The sequence below is a fragment of the Acidimicrobiales bacterium genome, assembly GCA_035630295.1.
In the GTDB taxonomy this organism is placed as follows: domain Bacteria; phylum Actinomycetota; class Acidimicrobiia; order Acidimicrobiales; family Iamiaceae; genus Iamia.
The window spans coordinates 39,005-61,609 of sequence record DASQKY010000016.1; the positions used below are offsets into that span (position 1 = coordinate 39,005).

The 22,605-nt window shown below is 75.9% G+C and carries 17 protein-coding genes; 7 read left to right on the forward strand and 10 right to left on the reverse strand.

Features of this window, described 5'->3' with window-relative positions:
• Positions 1 to 5: 5 nt before the first annotated feature.
• The 6 genes from tal to VEW93_04220 form a co-directional block, all read right to left on the reverse strand.
• Complete coding sequence (tal, locus tag VEW93_04195) at positions 6 to 1,133, reverse strand: transaldolase (GenBank protein HYI60987.1); 1,128 nt, start codon at positions 1,131 to 1,133, stop codon at positions 6 to 8.
• A gap of 28 nt (positions 1,134 to 1,161) precedes the next feature.
• The gene (gene tkt, locus VEW93_04200) at positions 1,162 to 3,138 is read right to left on the reverse strand and encodes a transketolase (protein ID HYI60988.1); all 1,977 of its coding nucleotides are present in this window, start codon (positions 3,136 to 3,138) and stop codon (positions 1,162 to 1,164) included.
• Positions 3,139 to 3,211: 73 nt separating this feature from the next.
• Positions 3,212 to 4,786 (reverse strand): hypothetical protein, encoded by a 1,575-nt coding sequence (locus VEW93_04205; GenBank protein ID HYI60989.1) that lies wholly within the window; start codon positions 4,784 to 4,786, stop codon positions 3,212 to 3,214.
• Positions 4,787 to 4,799: 13 nt separating this feature from the next.
• Entirely contained in the window at positions 4,800 to 5,096 is a 297-nt protein-coding gene (locus tag VEW93_04210) for a hypothetical protein (protein ID HYI60990.1), read from the reverse strand.
• Positions 5,075 to 5,932 (reverse strand): hypothetical protein, encoded by an 858-nt coding sequence (locus VEW93_04215; protein ID HYI60991.1) that lies wholly within the window; start codon positions 5,930 to 5,932, stop codon positions 5,075 to 5,077. Before VEW93_04215 ends, VEW93_04210 begins: the two co-directional genes overlap by 22 nt.
• A 49-nt stretch (positions 5,933 to 5,981) precedes the next feature.
• A complete protein-coding gene (locus VEW93_04220) occupies positions 5,982 to 7,565 on the reverse strand; it encodes a hypothetical protein (protein ID HYI60992.1) in 1,584 nt (527 codons plus the stop codon).
• A 235-nt stretch (positions 7,566 to 7,800) separates the two neighbouring features.
• Here VEW93_04220 and VEW93_04225 point away from each other — a divergent pair, with 235 nt between their 5' ends.
• Together VEW93_04225 and VEW93_04230 are read left to right on the forward strand one after the other, a co-directional pair.
• The gene (locus VEW93_04225; GenBank protein ID HYI60993.1) at positions 7,801 to 9,252 is read left to right on the forward strand and encodes an aldehyde dehydrogenase; all 1,452 of its coding nucleotides are present in this window, start codon (positions 7,801 to 7,803) and stop codon (positions 9,250 to 9,252) included.
• Between the two features lie 77 nt (positions 9,253 to 9,329).
• On the forward strand, positions 9,330 to 10,439 hold the full coding sequence (locus VEW93_04230) for a phosphotransferase family protein (GenBank protein ID HYI60994.1): 1,110 nt from the start codon (positions 9,330 to 9,332) through the stop codon (positions 10,437 to 10,439).
• A gap of 61 nt (positions 10,440 to 10,500) precedes the next feature.
• Here the strand turns inward: VEW93_04230 and VEW93_04235 are convergent, their stop codons facing one another.
• On the reverse strand, positions 10,501 to 12,093 hold the full coding sequence (locus tag VEW93_04235) for an NAD(P)/FAD-dependent oxidoreductase (protein ID HYI60995.1): 1,593 nt from the start codon (positions 12,091 to 12,093) through the stop codon (positions 10,501 to 10,503).
• 179 nt (positions 12,094 to 12,272) lie between these two features.
• Between VEW93_04235 and VEW93_04240 the strand changes: the two genes are divergently transcribed.
• Entirely contained in the window at positions 12,273 to 13,481 is a 1,209-nt protein-coding gene (locus VEW93_04240) for an acyltransferase (GenBank protein ID HYI60996.1), read from the forward strand.
• A gap of 44 nt (positions 13,482 to 13,525) precedes the next feature.
• Positions 13,526 to 15,142 carry a glycosyltransferase family 39 protein gene (locus VEW93_04245; GenBank protein ID HYI60997.1) on the forward strand — a complete coding sequence of 539 codons (1,617 nt, stop codon included), beginning with the start codon at positions 13,526 to 13,528 and terminating at the stop codon, positions 15,140 to 15,142.
• Positions 15,143 to 15,152: 10 nt separating this feature from the next.
• On the opposite strand, the gene VEW93_04250 is transcribed toward VEW93_04245, so the two are convergent.
• Positions 15,153 to 15,389, reverse strand: a complete 237-nt coding sequence (locus VEW93_04250) for a hypothetical protein (protein HYI60998.1) — start codon at positions 15,387 to 15,389, stop codon at positions 15,153 to 15,155.
• A gap of 143 nt (positions 15,390 to 15,532) precedes the next feature.
• On the opposite strand from VEW93_04250, the gene VEW93_04255 reads away from it, so the two are divergent.
• Positions 15,533 to 15,787: a hypothetical protein gene (locus tag VEW93_04255; GenBank protein ID HYI60999.1), complete on the forward strand. Its 255-nt coding sequence runs from the start codon at positions 15,533 to 15,535 to the stop codon at positions 15,785 to 15,787.
• 9 nt (positions 15,788 to 15,796) lie between these two features.
• Here VEW93_04255 and VEW93_04260 read toward each other — a convergent pair whose 3' ends face one another.
• Together VEW93_04260 and VEW93_04265 are read right to left on the reverse strand one after the other, a co-directional pair.
• Positions 15,797 to 16,669, reverse strand: coding sequence for a hypothetical protein (locus VEW93_04260; GenBank protein ID HYI61000.1), 873 nt, complete (start codon positions 16,667 to 16,669; stop codon positions 15,797 to 15,799).
• Between the two features lie 103 nt (positions 16,670 to 16,772).
• Complete coding sequence (locus tag VEW93_04265) at positions 16,773 to 17,891, reverse strand: aminotransferase class I/II-fold pyridoxal phosphate-dependent enzyme (protein ID HYI61001.1); 1,119 nt, start codon at positions 17,889 to 17,891, stop codon at positions 16,773 to 16,775.
• 80 nt (positions 17,892 to 17,971) lie between these two features.
• Here VEW93_04265 and VEW93_04270 point away from each other — a divergent pair, with 80 nt between their 5' ends.
• Positions 17,972 to 20,719, forward strand: a complete 2,748-nt coding sequence (locus VEW93_04270) for a glycosyltransferase family 39 protein (protein ID HYI61002.1) — start codon at positions 17,972 to 17,974, stop codon at positions 20,717 to 20,719.
• Positions 20,716 to 22,560: a hypothetical protein gene (locus VEW93_04275; GenBank protein HYI61003.1), complete on the forward strand. Its 1,845-nt coding sequence runs from the start codon at positions 20,716 to 20,718 to the stop codon at positions 22,558 to 22,560. Before VEW93_04270 ends, VEW93_04275 begins: the two co-directional genes overlap by 4 nt.
• Positions 22,561 to 22,605: the final 45 nt, after the last annotated feature.

A 22,605-nucleotide genomic window follows, 5' to 3' on the forward strand; every position in this document is an offset into this window, starting at 1 on the left:
GCCGGTCACGGGGCCCCGCCCCCGCTGCGCAGGGCCGCGGCCTTGGTCGAGAGGGTGGCCAGCAGGTCGTCGTAGCTGGCCTCGAAGGCGGTCACGCCCTCCTTCTCCAGCAGCTCGGTGACGTCGGCCAGGTCCACGCCCACCTCGGCCAGGGCGTCGAGGGCGGCTCGGGCCCCGTCGAGGTCGGCGTCGACGGCCCGGGCCACGGTGCCGTGGTCGGCGAAGGCCTCCAGGGTGGCGTCGGGCAGCGTGTTGACCGTGTCGGGGCCGATCAGGGTGTCCACGTACAGCGTGTCGGGGTAGGAGGGGTCCTTGGTCGAGGTCGAGGCCCACAGGGGGCGCTGGACCTGGGCCCCGGCCGCGGCCAGGGCCTCCCACCGGGGCCCCGAGTAGCGCTCCCGGAACAGCTGGTAGGCCATCTGGGCGTTGGCCACCGCGGCCCGGCCCCGCAGGGCCCGGGCCTCGTCGGTGCCCAGCGCGCCGAGGCGGCGGTCGACCTCGGCGTCGACCCGGCTGACGAAGAACGAGGCCACCGACGACACCCGCCGCACCGCCTCGGGCGGGGCCCCCGAGGCCACCAGCTCCTCCAGGCCGGCCTGGTGGGCCTCGATGACCTGGTCGTAGCGGCTGAGGCTGAACAGGAGGGTGACGTTGACGCTGCGGCCCTCGGCGATCATGCGCTGGATGGCCGGCAGGCCCTCGGACGTGCCCGGGATCTTGACGTAGAGGTTGGGCTCGTCGATGCGCTCGTGCAGGCCCCGGGCCGCGGCGATGGTGCCGTCGGTGTCGCGGGCCAGGCTGGGGGCCACCTCGACCGAGACGTAGCCGTCCCCGCCCTCGCTGGTGTCGTAGGTGGGGCGGAGCACGGCCAGCGCCCCCTCGATGTCGGTGACCACCAGGTCCCAGAAGCAGTCCTCCACGCTCTTGCCGGCGGCCAGGCCGGCCGCGAACTGCTCGTCGTAGTCCTCGGAGCCGGCGATGGCCTTCTGGAAGATCGAGGGGTTGGAGGTGACGCCCCGCACCCCGCGGTCGACCCAGGCGGCCAGGTCGCCGTCCCGGATCCAGCTCCGGCGCAGGTTGTCGAGCCACGGGCTCTGGCCCTGCTGGTCGTAGAGGTCGTGCAGGAGGGTCATGCGGGGCTCCGGGGGCGGGGGGGTGGGGTCAGCCGTCGGCGAGATCGTCGACGAGCTCGCGGCCGCGCTCGGCCACGTTCTCGGGGGTGAAGCCCAGCTCGGCCAGCACCTCGGCCCCGGGGGCGGAGGCGCCGAAGCGGTCGATGCTGACGCTGGCGTCGGCCCAGCGGTCCCACCCCAGCGACACGCCGGCCTCGACGGCCAGGGTGGGGATGCCGGCGGGCAGGACCTCGTCCTGGTACTCGAAGCTCTCGGACGCGAACAGGTCCCACGACGGCATGGACACGACCCGGACGGCCAGGCCCTCGTCGCGCAGCAGGGCCGCCGCCTCCACGCACACCGAGACCTCGCTGCCGGTGCCGACCAGCACCAGGTCGGGCTCATCGGCGCCATCGGGGGACAGGACGTAGGCGCCCCGGGCCACGCCGTCGGGGTCGGTGCCCTCCAGGGTGGGCAGGCCCTGGCGGGACAGGGCCAGGGCGGTGGGGCCGTCCCCGGCCACGGCCACGGCCCAGGCCGCCGCGGTCTCGTTGCCATCGGCGGGGCGGATGAGGCGCAGCCCGGGGATGGCCCGCAGGGCCATGAGGTGCTCGATGGGCTGGTGGGTGGGCCCGTCCTCGCCCAGGCCCACCGAGTCGTGGGTGAAGGAGAAGATGACCTTGGCCTCGCTGAGGGCGGCCAGGCGCACCGCGGGGCGGCAGTAGTCGCTGAACTGCATGAACGTGCCGCCCACCGGGAGGGTGCCGCCGTGGAGGGCCATGCCGTTCATGATCGCGGCCATGCCGTGCTCGCGGATGCCGAAGTAGACCTGGCGGCCGGCCGGGTCGTCGCGGGACTGGACCCCCAGCTCCTTCAGGGTGGTGCCGGTGTTGCCGGTCAGGTCGGCCCCGCCGCCGATGAGGCCGGGGACGACGGAGGTGAGGGCCTGGAAGCAGTCGCCGCTGGCCACCCGGGTGGCGGGGGAGGCCCCCGGGTCGTAGGTGGGCAGGGCGTCCTCCCAGCCGTCGATGCCGCCGCCGGCGAAGGCCGCGGCCCACGCCGCCTTGTCGCCCTCCCAGGCCTCGAAGCGGGCCTGCCAAGCGGCGCGGGCGTCGCCGCCCCGGGTCCCGGCCTGGCGGTACAGCTCGAGCACGTCGTCGGGGACGAAGAACATCTCGTCGGCCGGGAGGCCCATGACCTCCTTGGTGGCGGCCACCTCCTCGGCGTCCAGGGGGTTGCCGTGGGCCTTGTGGCTGTCGGTGAAGCGGGGCGAGGGGTAGCCGACCCGGGTGCGCAGCACCACCAGGCTGGGACGGTCCTCCTCGGCCCGGGCGTCGCGCAGGCCGGCCTCGATGGCGTCGAGGTCCTCGGGCACCTCGCCCAGCTCGACCACGTGCCAGCCGTAGGCCCGGAAGCGGGCCGGGATGTCCTCGCTGAAGGAGATGTCGGTGGGGCCGTCGATGGAGATGTGGTTGTCGTCGTAGACGGCGACCAGGCGACCGAGGCCCAGGTGACCGGCCAGGGAAGCGGCCTCGTGGCTGATGCCCTCCTGGAGGTCGCCGTCGGAGCAGATGGTCCAGGTGTGGTGGTCGACGACCTCGGGGCCGTGGGTGGCCCGCAGCCACCGCTCGGCCAGGGCGAAGCCCACGGCGTTGGCCAGCCCCTGGCCCAGGGGCCCGGTGGTGACCTCGACCCCCACCGTGTGGTGGACCTCGGGGTGCCCGGGCGTGGCCGAGCCCCACTGGCGGAAGGCCTTCATGTCCTCGACGGTGAGCCCGTAGCCGGTGAGGTGGAGCATGGCGTACTGCAGGGCTGAGGCGTGCCCGCAGGACAGGACGAAGCGGTCCCGGTCGACCCAGTGGGGCGAGGTGGCGTCGTAGGTCATCACCCGGGTCCACAGCACGTGGGCCAGGGGGGCGAGGGCCATGGCCGTCCCCTGGTGCCCGCTGTTGGCGGCCAGGGGCATGTCCATGGACAGGGCCCGGATGGCGTTGATGGCGCGCTGCTCGAGGTCGGCGTCGGTCACGCCCCGCACACTACCGACCATCCGCCACCCGTCCCGCCGGCCGCCGGGCCCGGGACCGCTCCCGCTCGCCCGGTCACGCCACCTCGAAGGTCTCCGTGTACCGCTCGTCGCCGGCCGAGCGGCCGCAGGTCGTGCACAGGTCGACGGGGGCCCAGCCGTAGGCCCCCCCGGTCGGGCTGAGCTCGGCGTAGGCCGTGGCCGGCGTGTCGTCGAGGGCGTCCCAGGCCGACCGGGCGTGAGGAGCCACCGCGGCCGACGGCTGGGGCGGGAGCTGGGCGGCGTGGACGTTGGCCTGGGTTCGGCGCAGGGCGGCCGTGGCCGCCGCCGCCTCGTGGTCCGGGGTCCAGGCCGTGCCCCCCGGCCGGACCTGGGTGGTGAGGGGGATCCCGGCCAGGGAGCCGGTGAAGGTGGCCACCGTCGTGGCGCCGTTCAGGAAGGTGACGGTGACCTGGGGCAGATCCAGCTCGGGCGCCCCCGAGGGAGCGACGGGGTGGGCCTCGGGGGGCACCGCGGCCTGGAGGCGGACCGTCCAGTCGGCGTCGGCGTAGAGGGGCCGGGCCGCCGGCGGGAGCAGGAGGGGCTCGACGGTCGAGGCCGGCACGGCCACGGTGGACAGCGTGCCGCCCAGGGCGGTGGTGAGGGCGGTGAAGGCCTGGTTGGCCAGGTTGGGGTGGATCGACACGATCACCTCGCGGGGCCCCGTGGCCCCGATGCGGTCGGCCAGCAGGGTGGCCAGGCTGGAGGTGGTGCCCGAGTCCTCGGCCGCGCCCACCCCGTGGGGGCCGCCCAGGCCCGGCACCACCAGCCCGGCGCTGGCGTCGGCATCGGCGGTGACCATCAGGCCGTGGGTGTCGGTCACCGGTTGGCCCATGTCCAGGTCGAAGGCCGACAGCGACTGGAGCACCGGGTCGACGTGGGCGGCCCACAGGTCCTCGACCAGGTCCTGGGTGGCCGCCCCGACCAGCTGCTCGATCTGGGCCACCGGGCTGGTGGGCAGGGTGGGGTCGAAGAACTGGTCCAGCCAGGTGTCGAAGGCCGGCTGCTGGAGCAGGGAGAAGCAGGGGAGGGCGGGGACCGACACGGTGGGGGGGAGCCACCACGCCAGGGTCGGCAACGTGGTGAAGGGCGCCGCCGCCGGCGGGCCGCTGCCCGCCGGCAGGGTGTCGACCGCGGCCTCGGCCACGGTGATGCCGTCGCCATCGACCTCGATGGTGCAGCCGGCGCCGATGTAGGTGTAGGCCAGCCGCGGGCCGTCGACGACGGCCGCCACTGAGATCGACCCGTGGGGCGCGTAGGACGACGGCGGCCGGACGTCGAGGCCCAGCTCCAGCCCCAGGTCCACGGTGAGCTGGTCGTAGCCCGGGAGGCCGGGGTTGGGGGCGGCGGCGGCCAGGACGATGGCCTCCACCAGGGGGGTGAGGTCGGCCTCGACCTGCTCGAGCACGGGGCCCAGGAGGGCGGTCTCGTCGACCCGGATGCCCACCGCGTCGGGGGTGGCCAGTGGGGCGGGGGCGGCGCCGGCGGGCCCGGTCGGGACGACCAGGGTGGCCCCGGCCACGCCCAGGAGGGCCGCGGCCAGGCCGACCGCCCGGCCGGCGAGGGCCCGGCGTCGGCGGCGACGGGGGTCGGGGTGGGGGTGGGGGGACATGGCGGGCCTCCGGTCAGCCGACGAGGAAGGACTCGGTGACCCGCTGGTCGCCGGTGGTCCGGCCGCAGGTGGTGCAGCGGTTCACGGGGATGGTCCACCCGACCACCATCTCCGGGCTGAACTGGTAGGGGAGGAGCTGGGCCATGTCCGCCACGGCGAGGCGGACGTAGGGCGCGATGTCCGACGAGGCGGGGGCCGGCCAGGTGACGTTGAACGGGAAGGGGAACACCGTCCGGGCGAAGCTCACCGGGGCCGCGGCGTTGTCGTAGTTGCCGGCCCAGTAGCCGATCATCTGGGACGTGCCGGCCACTGGAGGGCCATCCCGCCGGTGGCGTCGACCTCGGCGGTGACGAGCAGGCCGTGGTCGTCGGTGTCCAGGCGGTCGACGGTGACGGCGGTGGCCAGCGAGTCCAGGATGACCTGCACCTGCTCGGCCCACATGGTGGCCAGCAGCGTGTCGATCGCGCCCTCCAGCTCGTCCTCCACCAGGGAGGCGGTGCTGGCCGGGTCGCCCAGGTCGGTGAGGTCGGTCCACCAGGTGGACAGGTCGGGGGCGTCCACGGCCAGCAGGCAGGGCAGGGCCGAGGCCGACACGCTGGGCCACGCCGGCCACGACGAGGTCCCGTCGGGGACGTCGAAGGCGGTGGCCGGCAGGCCGGCCCGGTCGACCGGGGCGGTGACCGCGCTGGTCACCGTGGTCGCTGCCACCTCCACGGTGCAGGCGTGGGCGGGGATGGTGTAGGTGACCTCCAGTCCGGTGAGCTCGGCCTCGAAGGCGAAGGAGCCGTCGGGGTCGGTCCCGGGGGCCACCACGTCCAGGCCGAGGGCCAGGTCCACGTCCACCACCACCTGGCTGGCCCCGGTGATCCCGGGGTTGGGGTCGGCCCCGGCCTCCAGCAGTGCCTGGACGTCGGCGGCCAGGGTGGCCTCGGTGGCCTCCAGGACCGGGCCCACGATGGCCGTCTCGTCGATGCGGATGCCGATGCCCTCCGGGGTGACCAGGGGGGCGGTGGTGGCGGCGGCCGGGCCGGCGGTGACGGCCTGGACGCCCACCGCCGCCAGGACCAGGGCCGTGGCGGCCAGGGCGGACCGGCCCCGCCGGGGCCGGGGGGCGGGCCGGCGGCGGGGGGTGCGGGGACGGGTCACGGTGAGCCTCTCGGGATGCGGTGGTGGGGCGGGGGCGAGCGTCAGGGCGTCAGGGCAGGTGGAACGTCTCGGTGACGCGCTGGTCGCCGCCGTAGCGGCCGCAGGCCGTGCAGTGGGTGGCGCTGTGGCCGCCCAGCCCTCCGACGTCCAGGTCGGCCAGGTCGGGCACCAGCAGGGTGAAGAAGGTGGACAGGGCGCTGCGCATCCACGGCACCAGGTCCGCGTCGGTGGCCGGCGGGACCCGGGCCGCGGTGGCCGCGTCGGCGAAGGTGCGGGTGGCCGACCAGCCGGCGGCCGAGCCGTCGTAGGTGGGTTGCAGGGGGGTGCCGGTGACCGGGGCGGCGATGTCGGTGACGGCGCCGGAGAAGGTGGCCACCCGGGGGTCGCCCGGGTTGCAGCCGCTGTTGCGGACGCCCAGGCTCATCTGCGGGAGCTGCAGCTCGGGCCGGCCCCCGGTGCCGGTGGGCAGGAGCAGCGGCGGCGCCTGGGCGGTGAGCCGGACGGTCCAGTCGCCGGGGTCGTAGCAGGCGCCCAGCGTGGGGTCGACCAGGGTGGCGGCGATGGCGTTGGAGGTGGTCGTGGTGCCGAAGCCGCCGTTCAGGTGGTCGGTCAGGGCGGTCAGGAACTGGTTGGCCACGTTGGGGTGGAGCGACACGATGACGTCGCTGTCTGTGCCCGACACCGCCCGCTGGGCCAGTAGCGAGTTGACGTTGGTGCTGACCCCGGCGTCCACGGTGGAGCCCACCGGGTACGGCCCGCTGGCCCCGATGGCGACCCCGGCGGTGGCGTCCACGTCGCCGGTGGCGATCAGGCCGTGGTCCTCGAAGCGGAGCTGGCCCAGGTCGAGGTCGAAGCCGCCCAGGGTGTCGAGCGAGTCGAGCACGGGGGCGATGGTGTCGACCCACATGTCGTCGGCCAGGCCAGCCAGCAGCCCCTCCATGTCGTCCTCGATGAGGGAGGCGGGGCTGGCGGGGTCGTTCAGGTCGGTGAAGGCGTCCCAGTCGAAGTAGTTGGCGATGTGCGCGTTGCAGATCCAGCTGCTCACGCTCTCGTTCGGCCAGTTGGTCGACCACGACGACGAGCTGGGGGCCAGGGGGAGGGGCGCGGCCGGGGTGCCCGGATCGGCCTCGACCGTCGTCTCCACGGTGGCGGTGGCCGGATCGGCGGTGACCCAGATCCAGCACTCCGGCTGCCACCACTGGCCGTAGACGTAGTACTCGACGACCAGGTCGGTGATCTCGGTGGTGAGGGTCATGCCCCCGTCGGGCAGGGCCACGCTGGGGGGCACCATGTCGAAGGTGATGTCGCTCTCGTAGTCCACCCGGACGCCGTCCGGTGGCGTGCTCAGGAAGAACGAGGCGGCGGCCGCGGCGCCGTCCTGGAGGCGGTCGGCGACGGCGGTGTCGGCCGCGGCCACCAGGTCGTCCAGGACCTGCCCGGTCACCGCCGTCTCGTCGATGCGCAGGCCGATGCCGTCCGCGGTCACCAACGGCGCGGTGGTGGCCCCGGCCGGTGCTCCGGGACCGGCGACGGTGAGGCCGACGGCCGCCACCAGGCCGACGACGACAGCGACGGCCCGGCGGCTGCGCCGGTGGGTGTGGGTGGGATGGCGGGGGGCGGTGCGACGGGGCACGGGTGACCTCGGTTCTCGGGTGCGGCCGGCGGTGCGGGCGCGACGGAGCCGAGATCGATCCCTCCCTCGCCGGGCCGGGAGCCCGCCGGGCGGCAGTGAACACCACGGCGCGTTGCCGCGGGTGCGCGACCCGCGCTCGACGCGCGTCGAACCTCCGGGCTGTCCCGGACCGGGACCTGACGGACCGTCAGATCCGGCCCTAGAGTCGCCCCGGACCCCCGACCAGGAGCGCGCCATGGCTGACATCCCCGTCCACGACCGGCTCTTCATCGGGGGCGACTGGGTGGCGCCGGCCGGCACCGGGACCATCGAGGTGACCAACCCGTCCACCGAGGAGCCGGCCGGTCGGGTGCCCGAGGGCACCGCGGCCGACGTCGACGCGGCGGTGGCCGCGGCCCGCCGGGCCTTCGACGAGGGCCCCTGGCCCCGCATGGCCCCGGAGGAGCGGGCCGCGGTCCTGGCCGCCGTGTCCGGGGCCATCACCGCCGACATGCAGGACCTGGCCGAGCTCATCGCCAGCGAGAACGGCTCGCCGGTGTCGTGGGCCCTCATGGGGCAGGTCTTCGCCGCCACCATGGTGGCCGACGAGTACGTGGGGCTGGCCGGCTCCTACCCCTTCACCGAGGTGCGGGCCGGGATGATGGGCCCCTCCGAGGTCCGCCGGGTGCCGGTGGGCGTGGCGGCCGGGATCATCCCCTGGAACGTGCCGCTGTTCATCGTCATGTTGAAGATGGCCCCGGCCATGGTCGCCGGCTGCACCATGGTCATCAAGCCCGCCCCCGAGGCCCCGCTCGACGCCTTCGTGCTGGCCGCCATGCTCGGGGAGGCCGGCCTCCCCGAGGGGGTGGTGAACATCGTCCCCGCCGGCCGGGAGGTGGGGGAGCACCTGGTGACCCACCCCGGCGTGGACAAGGTGGCCTTCACCGGCTCCACCGCCGCCGGCCGCCGCATCGGCGCCCTGTGCGGCGAGCGCCTGCGCCGGGTCACCCTGGAGCTGGGGGGCAAGTCGGCCGCCATCGTCCTGCCCGACGCCGAGGTGGCCGCCGCGGTGGCCGGTATCGTCCCCAACGGGATCATGAACAACGGCCAGGCCTGCGTGGCCCAGACCCGCATCCTGGCCCCCCGCGACCGCTACGGCGAGGTGGTCGACGCCCTCAGCGAGGCCGTCGGGGCCCTGCGGGTGGGCGACGCCCTGGACCCGGCCACCGAGGTCGGGCCGCTGGTGGCCGAGCGCCAGCGGGAACGGGTCGAGGGCTACATCGCCGCCGGCCGGGACGAGGGCGCCCGCGTCACCGTGGGCGGGGGCCGCCCCGCCGGGCGGGACCGGGGCTGGTTCGTGGAACCCACCGTGTTCGCCGATGCCACCAACGACATGCGCATCGCCCGGGAGGAGATCTTCGGCCCGGTGCTGACCGTCATCGGTTACGACGGGGTGGACGACGCCGTGGCCATCGCCAACGACTCCGACTACGGGCTGTCGGGCTCGGTGTGGGGCGCCGACCACGACGCCGCGGCCGAGGTGGCCCGGCGGGTCCGCACCGGCACCACCAACGTCAACACGTTCATGATGGACATGGGCTCACCCTTCGGCGGGTTCAAGGCCTCGGGCCTGGGCCGCGAGCTGGGTCCCGAGGGCCTGGAGGCCTACCTGGAGCACCAGACCATCGCCCACGCCGCCCGCGGCTGAGCGGGGCCCCGCCCCGGCCGGCCTGTGGCGCTTGTCCCATTCCCCCACACCGCCGCTCCATGGGCGACACTTCAGCCATGGCCCTCCCCAGCCCCCGCGACCCCAAGGTCCTCCGAGCCGATCTGGCCGCCTGGATCGGTGCCCGCGTCGGCAGCCGGGCCCGTGTCTCCCCGCCCACCGGCCCCCCGGCCACCGGGTTCAGCAACGAGACCATCATCATCACGGCCCGGTGGGACGACGGCGACGGGGTCTCCGACCACGACCTGGTGGTCCGGGTGCAGCCCACGGCGCACACCGTGTTCCCCCACGACCGCTTCGAGGCCCAGCACCGGGTCATGTCCGTCCTCAACGGCCAGCCCGGACTGCGGGTGCCCCGCCTCCGCTGGTACGAGGAGGACCCCGGCGTGCTGGGGGCCCCGTTCATCGTCATGGACCGGGTGGAGGGCGAGGCGCCGGCCGACAACCCGCCCTACAGCATGGAGGGCTGGCTCAAGGACGGCTCCACCGCCCTCCAGCGCGCCGTGTGGGACCGGGGCCTGGAGGCCATGGCCGCCGTGCACCGGGTGGACCACCTGGCCCTGGGCCTGGGCGACCTCGACCCGTGCCCCGACGGCGGCAGCCGCCTGCGCCACCGCCTCGACGAGTGGGCCGACATGTTGAGCTGGGCCTCGCCCCACGTGCGCCAGGACGTGCCCGAGCTGGGCCTGGTCTGGCTGCGGGAGAACTGCCCGCCGGACGTGCACGACCCCACCCTGTGCTGGGGCGACAGCCGCATCGGCAACCAGCTCTTCGCCGGGCGCGACTCCCCCGACTCGGTGCACGTCTCGGCCGTGCTCGACTGGGAGATGGTCCACGTGGGCGACCCGGTCCAGGACCTGGGGTGGTTCACGTGGCTGGACCACACCCTCTCGGCCGGCCTGGACATGCCCCGGCTGCCCGGCCTGCCCTCGTACGCGGCCACGGCCGAGCGGTGGGAGGAGCTCACCGGCCGCTCCGCCCACGACCACCGCTGGGCCGAGATCCTGGCCGGGGCGGGCTTCGCCATCGTCATGGTCCGGCTCACGGCGCTGCTCAAGGACTCCGAGCTGTTCCCCCAGGAGTCCAACTTCGAGCGCACCAACATGGCCTGCATCGCCCTGGAGCGGGCGCTGGCGGCCATGGACGTCCACGCCGCCGACCTCCGCTGACCGACCCCCGCTGACCGACACCCCACGGCGGGATCGGCTGGTGGCCCGCCGGCCGGCCCGCTCAGGCGCCGGGGGCGCCCCGCTCGGCCCGGGCCCGCTCCACGTCGGCCCGGGCGATCACCGGGGCGTCGCGGCCCGTGCCCCGGGTGCCGTCGCCGATGGGGCCCCGGGCGGTGGAGGTCTCCGAGAGGGTCTCGTGGTACTCCTCCTCCACGTTCACCTCCCAGATGTCGTGCCCGGCGCCGGAGACGATGTTCTCGACCGTGAGCATGGCCGTGAACATCGAGTGGTCCTGGTTGTTGTACCGGAACATGCCGTTGCGGCCCACGGGGTGGACGTTGGGGGCGTGTCGCTCCAGCCAGCGGCGCAGCACCTTCACGTTGTCCTGGTAGTGCTCGTCGTAGGTGGGATAGGCCTTGGGCATCCGCACCACGTAGCCGGTCTCGACCCGTTCGGGGTCGACCAGGTCCAGGGCGGCCAGCTCGCGCTTGCCCTGCTCGACCAGGTCCTCGTCGGACGAGCACCACATGCGGTCGCCCTCGAACACGAAGAACTCCAGGCCCAGCACGTTGCGCCCCTCCTTGACCAGGTAGGGCGACCAGGAGCCGAAGTTCTGGATGCGGCCCACCTCGACCCGGGGGTCGTGGACGTAGATCCAGTTGTCGGTCCAGGGCACGTCGTCCTCGGGCACCACCAGGGCCACGGTCAGGAAGTCGCGGTAGGCCAGGGCCTCGGCCGCGGCCCGCACCTCGTCCGGCACCGGCGGGTCCATGGCCGTGAGCAGGGCCGAGATGGGCATGGAGGAGATGACGTGGTCGGCCGGGTAGGTGGTGGTCCCCCCGTCCGCGGTGGTGGCCGTGACCTCGACGGCCCGCCCCCCCTCGTGGCGGACCCGGGTCACCGCGGTCTCCATGTGGACCTTGGACCCCTGGGCCTCCACCTTCTCCCGGCACACCTCCCACATCATCCCGGGGCCGTACTTGGGGTACTGGAACTCCTCGATGAGGGAGGCGATCTCCTTCTGGTTCCGCTTGGGCAGCAGGGCGTTGACGATGGCCTTGCCCAGCGACAGCTCCTTGACCCGCTGGGCCGCCCAGTCGGCGGGCATGGAGCTGACCGGCACCCCCCACACCTTCTCGGTGTAGGTCTTGAAGAACGTGCGGTACAGCCGCCACCCGAAGCGGGCCACCAGCCAGCCCTCGTAGTTGGTCTGGTCCTTGGGGGGCCGGACGCGGGCCCAGGCGTAGGAGGCCACGCAGCGCACGGCCTCGACCAGGCCCAGGTTCTTGAGGGCGTTGGAGGCCTTGAGCGGGTAGTCGAAGAACTTGCCGTCGTAGAAGATCCGGCTCTTGCGCGGCCGGAGCAGGAAGTCCTCGGCCGGGAGGATCTCGTGCCACAGGTCCTCCACCTCCTGCACCTTGGTGAAGAAGCGGTGGCCGCCGATGTCGAAGCGCCAGCCGTCCCGCTCGGGGCTGCGGCTGATGCCGCCCACCACGTCGTCGGCTTCCAGGATGACCGAGGCGATGCCGTACTTGTGGAACTGGTAGGCCGCGGTCAGGCCCGCGGGCCCGGCCCCGATCACCACCACCTCGACGTCCCGGGGGGCCGAGGCGACCTCCTCGACCGGTCCGGGGGCGGTGCTCTCGTCGCTCATCTGTCGCTGGATCTCCAGGGCGGGGCGGGGGGCGGGTCCTCCCCGGCGCGCCGCGGCCGTCGCCAGGAGCGGGGGGGACCGGGCGGTACAGTGCGGTCCTCATGGCCGGCCCCACCACGGACGTCCCCGAGGCGCGACCGGCCGACCCCGCAGACGCTACTCGTGCCGTTCCGGAGGAGGTGCATCCACGGCCGGCGCCCCCGCGGCGGGCCCACTTCCCCGGCTTCGAGGGGCTGCGGGCCCTGGCCGCCAGCGCCGTTGTCGTCTACCACGCCGTGACCCTGGCCGGCTCGGCCGCCACCGGCCGGCTCTACACCCCGGTGTCGGTGCTGGACATGGGGGTCTCGGTGTTCTTCGTGATCTCCGGGTTCCTCATCTACCGGCCCTTCGTCGCCGCCGGCGCCGAGGGCCGGGAGCCGGCCGGGCCGCTGCGGTTCTGGTGGCGGCGGGTGCTGCGCATCGTGCCCGCCTACTGGCTGGCCCTCAGCGTCCTGTGGGGCCTGGGGTGGGTCGACCTCGGCCCCCAGCCCTGGCGCTTCTACCTGTTCCTCCAGATCTACGACGCCTACACCACCCTGAGCGGCATCGTGCCGGCCTGGAGCCTGAACACGGAGATGAGCTTCTACCTGTTCGTGCCCCTGTGGGCCTTCCTGGTCCGGAAGGTGGCGACGGTCCGGCGGGGGGCGGGCCGGGGCCGGCCCTCGGTGGCCCTGGAGGTGGGCGGCACCGTGGCCCTGGTGGTCGCCGGCTACCTCTCCCGGGCCGTCATGTCCGATGTCGACCGGGTGTGGGCCGTGGGCGGCGAGGGCCAGGTCGTCACCATGCGCGAGGTCTCCTTCTCCTGGTTGCCCAACACCATCGACCTGTTCGCCCTGGGCATGCTGGTGGCCGTCCTGTCGGTGGCCGCGGCCCGGGACGACCGGCTGCGGGCCCGCCTCGACCGCCTGGCCCAGCCGGCCGGGCTGTGGTGGGCGGTGGCGGCCGGGGCCTGGCTGGTCTTCGCCTACGGCCTGGGCGAGCCCTCCCTCAACGGCGGCTACCGGGGCGGCTACTGGCAGGCCCGCCAGGCCTGCTTCGGGGTGGTGGCCGTGGCCCTCCTGGTGCCGGCCGTGTTCGGCGACCAGGACCGGGGCCTGATCCGCCGGGTGCTGCGGATGCGGCCCGTGGCCTGGCTGGGGGCCGTGTCCTACGGGCTCTACCTGTGGCACCAGGACCTGCTGGAGCGCATCCCCGGGTGGCTGGACCGGCCCCCGTCGGAGGTGCCGGTGGCCCTGCTGCTGGCCGGGGCCTTCGCCCTCGGGCTGCTGGCCGCCGCGGTCAGCTGGTACGGCCTGGAGAAGCCCCTGGCCCGGGTCCGCCGCCAGGTGGCGGCCACCTCCCCCTCCTGACCGGGATGCGCGGTGGATCGCCCGGGCTCACGTACCGTGCGCGCGTGCCCTCCTCCACCGAGACCGTGGACGGGCCCGGCGCCGGGCCGGGACCCTGGCCCGACGTGGCCGTGCCGGCCCTGCGCCCCCGGTGGGGCCGGGTCGTGGACGGGGCCGCGGTGGCCGGCGTGGCCCTGGCCGGGGTGGTCCTGCGGGTGGTGCAGCGCTCCCCGCTGTGGCTCGATGAGGCCCTGAGCGCCAACATCGCCGAGCTCCCCCTGGGCGACATCGCCGGGGCCCTGCGCCGCGACGGCCACCCGCCCCTCTACTACGTGCTCCTCCACGGCTGGCAGGAGGTGGTGGGCGACACCGCCACCGCGGCCCGGCTGCTCTCCGGCGCCATCGGCCTGGCCCTGGTCCCGCTGGCCTGGGTGGCGGCCGGGCGCATCGGGGGGCGCCGGGCGGCCTGGGCCGCCGTCCTCCTGGTGGCCCTCAACCCGTTCGTGCTGCGCTACGCCACCGAGGCCCGCATGTACGAGCTGGTCATGGTGCTGGCCCTGGCCGGGTGGCTGGTGGCCGACCGGGCCCTGCACCGGCCCACCGCCGGCCGGCTGGCCGCCCTGACCGCCCTCACCGGGGCGCTGCTGTGGACCCACTACTGGGGGATCTGGCTCACCGCCGCGGCCGGCGTCGGCCTGCTGGCCCGGGCCGGCCTGGCCCAGCGGCGGGGGGAGGCGGGGCGGCGCACCGCTTCCCTGCGGGTGGCCGCGGCCCTGGTCGTCGGGGCCGCCACCTTCCTGCCCTGGCTGCCCAACCTCCTCTACCAGTCGGCCCACACCGGCACGCCGTGGGCCCTGCCCTCGGTCCCCACCGAGACGGTGGCCAGCTCGCTGCTGGACCTGGCCGGCGGCAACGCCGGGGAGTCGGTGCTGCTGGCCATGGCCCTGGTGGTCCTGGTGCTGCTGGGCCTGTTCGGCCGCCCGGCCGCGGGGTCCCGCATCGAGCTGGACCTGCGCACCCGGCCCGAGGCGCGCCGCCTGGCCCTGCTGGTGGCCGGCACCCTGGCCGTGGCCACCGTGGCCTCGTACGCGGCCCAGGCCGCCTACGCCAGCCGCTACTTCGCGGTGGTGGCGCCCCTGGTGCTGGTCCTGGCCGGGGTGGGGGCGGCCCGCATCAGCGGGCCGGTGGCCTTCCGGGTGGTGCTGGCCGGGGTCCTGCTGCTCGGCGCGGTGGCCGGGGTGCGGGCCGCGGTGAGCGACCCCCGCACCCAGGCCGGCGAGATCGCCCGCGCCATCGAGGCCGAGGGCCCGGCCGCGGCCCCGGACGGGCCGCTGGTGCTGGTCTGCCCGGACCAGCTGGGCCCGGCGCTGGGCCGGGAGCTCCCACCCGGCACCGACATCGCCACCTACCCCGAGTTCGCCCGGCCCGAGCTGGTCGACTGGGTGGACTACACCGATCGCGTGGCCGCCGCCGACCCCCTGGCCTTCGCCGAGGAGGCCCTGCGCCGGGCCGGCCCCCGCGACGTGTGGTTGGTGTGGTCGGGCCAGTACCGGACCCACGTCGGCACGTGCGAGGACCTGGCCGTCGGCCTGCAGCGGGGTCGCCCGGCCGGGGTGCCGGTGGTGGTCCCCGACCCCGACGCCTACGAGGCGGCCAACGCCCACCGCTACCCGGGCGGCTGACGGGGGAGGATCAGGCGCTGCGCAGGGCGGCCACGCCGACCTGGTCGCCGCCGGCCGCCTCGTCGGCCCGCCGGATGAGCAGGACCTCGGCGGTCCGCACGCTGGCCACCCGGGTGCTCCACGAGTCGACCGTGTCCCGCCCGTCGGTGCGGAAGAACGTGGTCATGGGGCCCTCCTGCTGGTAGGCGTCGGCGTGGCCCACGCACTCGACGGTCCGGTCCCGGAGGGTCACCTCGAAGCGTGCCATGGGGCGACGGTACGACGGCCCGGCTGTGCAGCGGAAGGGGCACGACCTGTGGATCTCCGGTGGAGGCCGGGCCCCGGCCTGGGGACGGTGTGGGGGTGCCGGCCGGCGCGCCGATCGGCGGCCCGTCTGCGATGCTGGCGTCGATGAGCGAGCCCGCCCCCCCGTTCCGGCCCGAGCCGTGGACGGCGGCTGTCGTGCCCCCGGCGCCCCCCGACGGCGACCTCTCCTTCACCTGCCCCCGCTGCCGGCGGGACGTGGAGGAGCGGGCCTACGGGCCATGCACCGCCTGCCGGGCCGAGATGCGGTCCACGGTGGCCGGCGAGCGGCGGGACGTGGCCGAGGCCGACTACGTGCCCAAGATGAACGTGACCCCCAACGCGGTGGCGGTCAAGGAGTAGCCCGACGGGTCACACGGCGGCCGACGCCGCCTCGATGACCCGGAGCACCCGGCCCCGCTGGGGCCCGTAGGGGGCCAGGACGGCGGCCAGGTCGGCCTCCGGGGCGTCGCCCGGGGCCCGCAGCAGGCGGACCACGGCCGCCACCACGTGGGCGTCGACCACGGGCAGGGCGTCGGGGTCGCCGAGGGCGACGGCGCACACGTGGTCGACCACGTCGGGCGCCACCCCCGGGAGGTCCCGCAGGCGCTCCACCACGGTGGCGTCCCCGTCGGTGGAGGCGGACAGCTCCAGGCGGGCGTGGTGCGAGGCCAGGCGCCGCACCTCGGCCGCCCGCTCCTGCTCCAGGCCCATGACGTGCATCTCGTACGGCGAGGCGGCGGCGATGCGGCCCGGGTCGGGGGGCAGCCGCAGGTGGCCGGGGCCGGGGGCCTCGTCACCCCACTCCTCGATCATCAGCGACCACGAGCGCCCGGCCTCGAAGGCGGAGACGCCCCTCCGGCACACGGCGGCGATGGCGGCGTCGAGGGGCTGGGCCGTCCGGGCCAGCCGCAGCGCCGCGAACCGCTCCAGCAACCCGCCCACCGGGGCTGGGGCGGTCACGGCCGGGTCGGGCCCGGCGTCGAGGGCGCCGACCAGGCCGGCGGCCCGGGCCACCAGCCAGCCCGCTCCCTCGCCCCACGCCTCGACGCGAACGCCGTCGACGGTGGGGGAGAGGCGGACCGTGCCCGGGCCCTCGGGGGTGCGGGTGGCCCACAGCCAGGTGCCGGGGGCGGCGCTGGTCCAGCACGGATCGGCCACCCCCATGCGGACGGTGGTGAGCGTCAGCCCCAGGTCGACGCCCGGGGCGGCGATGGTGGAGCGGAGGTCGGGCGAGGGGGACACGGGAGCCGGGGGAGGGAGAGGTTGGCCGGGCGCCCGGCGCGTCGAACGACTGTTCGTCCCAGCAGCGTAGCAGTGACCGCCCGGCGGTCCGAGCGACCGGCTGCTACCGGCAGGCCATGGCGGCGGCCGCGGTGAGGCCGGTCAGGCCGGCGTCCAGGTCGGCCCGGGTGGGCCAGCCGAAGCCGAGGCGGAAGTGTCGGTCGTCGAGCTCGAACCAGTGCCCGGGGCCGACGTAGGTGCCGTGGTCGGCCAGGAGGCCGGTGTGGAACGCGTCGACGTCGACGACGACCTCGGGCCGGAACCGGACCAGCCCCACCACCCCGCCGCCGGGGGCCACCCACTCGAAGGTGCCCTGGCCGTCGATCCAGGCCTGGACCACGGCCAGGCGCTCGGCCACGTCGGCCCGGATGGGGGGCAGGATGCGGTCGCGCTCGGCCAGCACCCGGCCGGCCACGTGCTCGTCGATGGTGGCCCCGCAGATGACGGCCTGCTCCTTGGCCGCCAGCAGCGTCTCGGACAGCGCCGGGTCGGTGCAGGCGGTCCAGCCCACCCGCAGGCCCGGCAGGCCGTAGGCCTTGGACATCGAGCTCACGCTCACCACCCGGGGCGAGAGGGAGGCGGCCAGGGGGAGGGGCGCGCCGTGGGCCAGGTCGCGGTAGGTCTCGTCCACCAGGAGCACGGCCCCGCTGCTCTCGGCCAGGGCCACCAGGCGGTGGAGGTCGTCGGGGGCCAGCACCGTGCCGGTGGGGTTGTGGGGGCAGGTGACGCTGATCAGGCGGGTCCGTCCCCGCTCCACCAGGGCGGCCACCCGGTCCACGTCCAGGCGCCAGCCCTCGTCCCAGGCCAGGTCGACGACGTCCAGGTCGGCGCCGATGGCCCGCGGCGTCTCCAGGTTGGTGGCGTAGTTGGTGCGCACCACCACGGCATGGTCCCCGGGCTCGAGGACCGCGGTGGCCAGGCAGAACAGGGCCGAGGCGGCCCCCGGCGTGACCAGGACGTCGGCGGCCGTGATCCCGTCGGCGGCCGAGGCCACCGCCTCCCGCAGGAGGGGATCGCCCAGGTGGTCCCCGTAGCAGAGGACCAGCGCGTCCAGGTCCAGGTCGAGGCCCAGGTCCGACAGCCGGCGGTCGGCCACCGAGCTCTCGGACAGGTTGTGGGCGATGGTGTCGTAGCCCATCTGCTCGGGCGACTCGACCTCGATGGGCATCCGGCGGTAGCGCACACCGGGAGCCTGGCACGCCGCGGGCGGGCACCGGCCGTGATCCGGGGTCGAGGCGGGGCGGACCCGTAGGATGGCTCGCCGTGCCCGTCGCTGTCGCCGCCTCCCGGGACGCCACCGCGCCCCGGCGGGGAGGCGGTCTCCCGGAGGGCCGAGAGGACCCGGGTCCGGCGTCGGTGGCCCCCGCTCCGGCCACCACGGCCGGCGAGCGGGGCCTGGTGGCCCTGGGCCTGGTGGGGGCGTTCGCGGTGAGCTGGGCCGCCGGGCGCTCGGGGGCGGCGACCACCGACCTGGGCCGCCTGCTGGGCCGGCTCGACGGCAGCCTGGCCCTGCTCCTCCTGGTCGCCGGCGCCCTGGCCCAGCGGTCGGTGACGGCCCGGGCCCTGGCCGCCGCGCCGGTGCCCTCGCCGGTGGCGGGCTGGCGCCTGCTGCTGCGCCGGGTCCTGGTGCCGTGGTGGGTGGTGGTCACCGTGGCCACCTTCGGCTACCCCACGGCCGCCGGCCAGGTCGTCCCCACCGACACCGCCACCCCCACCTGGATCCACGTGGTCCGGGAGTGGCTGCTGCTCTCGCCGCTGGGCCGGGCCGAGGCCGGCACCCCGTGGCCCCCGGCCGGGGCCGGGCGCCTGGGCCACGCCTGGGTGCTGACCACCGCCGTGCTGCTGTGGCTCCTGCTCCCGGCCTGGGAGCGCCTCCTGCGGTCCGCCGGGGCCCGGCTGGCCGGCTCGGGCTCCCGCCGGTGGGGGCCGGTGGAGCTGGCCGCCGGCGCCGGCGCCGGCCTCGCCCTGGTCGGCCTGGCCCTGCGGGTGGCCGTGGCCACCACCGGGCCCGGGGCCTGGTCGGCGGTGGCCCGGGTCGCGCCTCCGGCCCAGCTCGACGTGATCGGGGCCGGCCTGGCCCTGGGGGCCCTGGTGGCCGGGGCCCGGGTCGGTGTCGGTCCCCTGGCCCACGGGGCGGGGACCACGGTGCGGGCCGCCGCCCCCCGCCTGGGGGCGGTGACGGCCCTGGCCCTGCTGGTGGGCGCGGCCGGTCCCCAGGCCGGCAGCCTGCTCGACACGGGGGGGGCGGTGGCCACCCTGGTGGCCCGCGCCGGCCTGGTGCTGGTGGGCGCGGCCCTGGTCCTGTGGGCTCTCCTCCCCGCCGCCCACGACGGGCCCCCGGCCTGGGCCGCGGCCCGGGACCGGGCCGGCCGGTGGGGGGCGCCGGTGGCCCTGGGCGCCTTCCTGGTCGTGCCGCTGGCCGCCCAGCTGTGGGCCACCCGGGCCGGCGGCCCGCCCGGCACCCAGCGGCTGGGGCCGATGGTGCTGGCGACCGTCCTCGGCTCCCTGGCCGGCGGGGCGGCCCTGGCCGCCGCCGGCCGGCGCCTGTTCGGGCCCCGGGGCGAGCGGCGGCTGAACCCCTTCGCGGCCCGGCTGGCCGTCGTCACCAGCGGCGCCCTGGCCTGGCGGCTGCTCACCCTGGTGTCGATCAACCGCCGCAACCCCGACGGCGGCGACCCGTTCTTCTACCACCACCAGGCCAACATGCTGGCCGACCGCATCGGCTACTCGGAGCCCTTCCGGTGGGTGGAGCAGGGCATCGCCGTCCCCTCGGCCATCCACCCGCCCCTGCTGTCGACCTGGCTGGCCGCCGGGTCGTTGCTGGGGGCCCGGACGTTCCTGGCCCACAAGCTGCTCACCACCCTGGTGGGGGTGGCCGTGGTGGTGGTGGCCGCCCTGGTGGCCCGGCGCCTGGCCGGGGACCGGGCCGCCCTGGTCACCGCGGTGCTGGTGGCCGCCTACCCCAACCTGTGGGTCATCGACGGGGCCCTGTGGCCCGAGGGGGTGTACGCCACCGGCATCGGGCTGGCCGTGCTGGCCGCCTACCGCTGGTGGGAGCACCCCGACCTGCGGCGGGCCGCGGTGCTGGGGGCGGTGGTGGGGGTGGCGGCCCTGGCCCGGGGCGAGGCCCTGTTCCTGTTCCCGCTTCTGGTGGCGCCGGTGGTGCTGCGGCGCCGGGGCCTGCCGTTGGGGGCCAAGGTGCGGGCCGGCCTGGCCGCCGGGGCCTGCGGGCTGCTGGTGCTGGTGCCGTGGTCGGCGCGCAACCTGGCCGCCTTCGACCAGCCCGTCCTGCTGTCCACCAACAGCGACGAGGTCCTCTACTACGCCAATTGCCCCGACAGCTACGGCCTCCCGGACCCCCACGCCCCGGCCGGCACCGAGGGGGCCCAGGTGGCCGGCCAGCTCGGCTACTGGTCGTTCAACTGCCAGCAGCGCGAGCGGGCCCGGGCCGGCCAGCCGGTCACGGACTCGGTGGCGGCCGACCGCTACCAGCGCTGCCTGGGCGACCGGGCCGGCGAGGTGCCGTACGGGGTGGTGCCCGGCGAGCCGCCCGGCAACGAGGCCGAGAAGGCCCGCTACTGGCGGTGCCTGGGCCTGAGCTACGCCACCGGCCACCTGGACCGCCTGCCGGCGGTGGTGGCGGCCCGCCTGGGCCGGGAGCTCGACGTGTACCACCTGGACGACGGCCTCAACGCCCTCAAGTTCGAGGGCCGGCCCGAGGGCGCGGCCCTGGCCGGACGGTGGGCCTGGTGGGCGCTGGCCCCGGCTGGGCTGGCGGGCTGGCTGGTGCTGCGCCGGCGGCGGGTGCTGGTGCTGCCCCTGGTGGCCCTGGGACTCATGGTCCTGGCCACCACCGTGTACGCCTACGGGGCCATCCGCTTCCGCACCCCGCTGGAGCTGGGCCTCCTGATCGGCGCCGGGGTCCTGGTCGACCACCTGCTCCGCCGCCGGGGCCGGCCCGAGTCGGCCGGCCCGGCGGAGTCGGTGGCGGACGAGGAGGGGGCCCGGTGACCGGCGTGGCCCCGCCGGGTGAGCGCCCCACCGTCGACCCAGGGGACGGGCCCTCGGTCGGCGCCGCCCCGGGCCGGGCGGCGCGGGACCTGGCCTCCACCCCGCTGGCCCGGCCCCGGGGGGCCCTACGGGCCGACGTGCGTCGGGGGTGGCGGTGGCTGGTGGCCGGGTGGCGGGGCACGGCCCTGGGCGTGGCCGTGGTGGCCGTGGCCGTGGCCCTGCCCCTGCCCACCCTGTTCCACTACCAGGGGCCGCCCATGGAGGAGGGCTTCATGCTCGTCTTCCCGGAACGGGTGCTGGCCGGTGACCTGCCCAACCGGGACTTCCTCCACCTCTACGGGCCGGGCAGCCTGTGGGCCCTGGCCGCCTGGTTCAAGGTGGCCGGGACGACCCTGGCCGCCGAGCGGGTCTACGGCCTGGCCCAGCACCTGGGCATCATCTTCGGCCTGTTCGCCCTGGCCCTGCCGTGGGGCCGGCGGGTGGCCACGGTGTGCGGCCTGCTGGGCGTGCTGCTGGTCATCACCCCCATCGGGCTGACCGCCCTGGCCTGGAACGGGGCCGTGGCCCTGGCCGTGATCGGCTCGGCCCTGGCCCTGCGGGGGGCCCGCCACCTCGACGAGGCCCGCCCCGGGGCCCGGTGGTGGCTGGGGGCGGGGGGCGTGGTGCTGGGCGCCGCCCTGCTGTTCCGCCCCGACCTGGTGGTGGGCGTGGCCCTGGCCCTGGCCGCGCTGGGGTGGCGGCGGTGGAGCCGGGCCCTGGTGGCGCCGGTGGCCGCCGGCCTGGCCCTGGGCGTGGCGCCGGTGCTGGTGCACCTGGCCACCGCCGGGGTGGGCCCCTCGTTCGAGGGCATGTTCCTGCAGCCGGTGTTCGAGCTGCGGGGCGGGCGCACCCTGCCCATCCCCCCGGCCTGGGACCGGGCCGACGGCGCCCTGCAGGCCGTGGCCCAGCTCCGCACCCCGCCGTGGCCGTTCCCCATGTTCGGCCCCTGGCCCCAGGTCACCCTGTGGTTCTGGGCCCTGCCCCTGGCCGCCGTGGCCCTGCTGGCCACCGGCGTGGTGGCCGTCCGTCGGGAGGGGGGCTCGCACCGCAGCCGGATCCTGGTGGTGGTGGGCGCCCTGGGGGTCGGCCTCCTGCCCCAGGCCCTCCAGCGCCCGGACACCACCCACCTGGCCTGGGTGTCGTGCGTTTCCCTGGTGTTCCTGCCCGTGGCCGTGGTGCAGTGGGGCGAGTGGTGGTCCGAGCGGCGCCGCCGCCGGGCCGGCACCGTCGCCGGGCGGGCCCGCCTCCACCCCGGGGTGGTGCGCACCGCCACCGCTCTGCTGCCCCTGCTGCTTGTCATCGCCGTGATCCCGGCCTACACCGCCCGGACCTGGGTGGACCTGACCCGCCAGAACCTGGAGGGCGAGTACTTCGGCTGGGCCGTGCGCAACGGGGACCGCACCTTCTACCTGGGGTCGCCGGACATCGCGGCCAGCGCCCAGGCCGTGGTGGACGAGCTCCGGCCCCGGCTCCGGCCCGGGGAGCGGCTGCTGGTGGGCACCGCGGACCTGCGCAAGACGCCCTACAGCGACGCCTACTTCTACTTCTTGTTCCCCCAGGCCACGCCGGGCACCCGCTACATCGAGATGGACCCCGGCATCGCCAACGCCCCCGACTCGGGCCTGGCCCGGGAGGTGGCCACCTCGGACTGGCTGATCCTGTCGCACGCCTGGGACGCCTGGTCCGAGCCCAACGACTCCCGTGAGGTGGGCTCGGACGCGCCCAACCAGGTGGTGCGCGACCACTTCTGCCCGGTGGGCGACCAGGGGCCCTCCTACCAGCTCTGGCGGCGCTGCCGCTGACGGGGCCGGTCGAGCGGGCTCGGGGCCGGGGGGCGCGGCGTGGCA

Bases quoted from the DNA above. Each gene is read 5' to 3' on its own strand.
- VEW93_04230 (HYI60994.1), top strand. From the start codon at position 9,330: ATGGCCCTCCCCAGCCCCCGCGACCCCAAGGTCCTCCGAGCCGATCTG.
- VEW93_04205 (HYI60989.1), bottom strand. From the start codon at position 4,786: ATGTCCCCCCACCCCCACCCCGACCCCCGTCGCCGCCGACGCCGGGCC.
- VEW93_04235 (HYI60995.1), bottom strand. From the start codon at position 12,093: ATGAGCGACGAGAGCACCGCCCCCGGACCGGTCGAGGAGGTCGCCTCG.
- tal (HYI60987.1), bottom strand. From the start codon at position 1,133: ATGACCCTCCTGCACGACCTCTACGACCAGCAGGGCCAGAGCCCGTGG.
- VEW93_04225 (HYI60993.1), top strand. From the start codon at position 7,801: ATGGCTGACATCCCCGTCCACGACCGGCTCTTCATCGGGGGCGACTGG.
- VEW93_04255 (HYI60999.1), top strand. From the start codon at position 15,533: ATGAGCGAGCCCGCCCCCCCGTTCCGGCCCGAGCCGTGGACGGCGGCT.
- VEW93_04250 (HYI60998.1), bottom strand. From the start codon at position 15,389: ATGGCACGCTTCGAGGTGACCCTCCGGGACCGGACCGTCGAGTGCGTG.